This is a genomic window from Bradyrhizobium sp. Gha (assembly GCF_900113735.1).
GTDB lineage: Bacteria > Pseudomonadota > Alphaproteobacteria > Rhizobiales > Xanthobacteraceae > Bradyrhizobium.
Map to the genome: position 1 here is coordinate 1 of NZ_FOQM01000091.1, position 1,301 is coordinate 1,301.

The 1,301-nt window shown below is 59.6% G+C and carries 1 protein-coding gene; it reads right to left on the minus strand.

From position 1 onward, the window contains the following. The coding region (locus BM222_RS39675; RefSeq protein WP_143106215.1) for an AMP-binding protein at positions 1–1,301 on the minus strand (1,301 nt) is incomplete at both ends.

The window sequence follows — 1,301 nt, forward strand, 5'->3', positions numbered from 1 at the left end:
AGATAGCCTCGCGCCACCCCCGCCCCCCCAATGTAAAGTTCGCCGACCGCGCCGAACGGCACGGGCACGCCTTGGCCATCCAGCAGGTACACCCGCGTGTTGGCGATGGGGCGCCCGATCGGGACAATCGACCCATTAAAATCAGCCGGGCAGGTCCAGGTCGTGGCGAAGGTCGTCGTCTCGGTGGGCCCGTAGCAGTGAATGAGACGAACGGGGCCTTTTTCTTTCAGCAATCGCTGAAATGAGGCAAGATCACCGCGCTCACCCCCACAGAGGAGATACTTCAGCTGCGCCAAATTCGAAGCAATCGATGATGTATATTGGTTGAATAATGCTGTTGTCAGAAACAGTGATGTCACGCCGTGCTGTTTTAGCCCCCGGGCAAAACTAGGAGTATCCCTGAGGGTGGCGGCATGCATGACAACAATGCAACCACCGTTAAGCAGCGGCGCCCATACTTCGAATGTGCTTGCGTCGAAGGCTGCATTGCCAGCCCATGCCACCCGATCTCCTGCATCAATGTTCACATATCCATTATTGATCACGAGCCGGTTGACGGCCCGATGTGGAACAACAACTCCTTTGGGAAGGCCAGTTGAGCCGGAGGTGTACATGACGTAAGCGGCTGTTTCAGCGATCAACGCCAGCCCGGGATCGGAACTACATCCCGTTCCAGCTAGGAGGGGCCCAATAGCCAGGACAGGAATAGTTGTCTGAATCAGATCAATCCCGCAAAGCACTAAGCGTGCAGCACAATCGGCCATCAGCAATTCTTGTCGCGGCAACGGAAGGGCGCGATCGATCGGTACATATACGCCGCCCGCCTTGAGAATCGCCAGCTGCGCCGCTACTAGAGCGGCGGAGCGGTCCAGCACTGTGGCAATGCGATCCCCAGGCCTGACACCCAGAGCAATCAGGTGGTGCGCCAGGCGGTTGGCCCTCGCATTGAGTTCGCCGTAGCTCAGCCGCTCAGCTTCGCAGATCACCGCCATTGCGTCCGGCGCCTTGTGCACCTGCGCCTCGAACAGCTCGTGGATGCATCGCTCCGCAGGGTACGCCACCGCCGTCCGATTCAGCTCCTCCAGCAGATAGGTGCGCTCGGCTTCCGACAGCAGTTCAATCCGGCGGACCTCTTGCTGCGCATCGGCAGCCATCGCCCGCAGCAGTGCCAGCAGATAACCACGCTGGCGCTCGATCGTCGCACGGTCGAACAGCGCCGTGGCATAACCCAGCGTTCCGGCGATCTCCTCCCGATGCTCGCCAAGGCTCAACTCCAGATCAAACTCGACCTGATCAAGCTC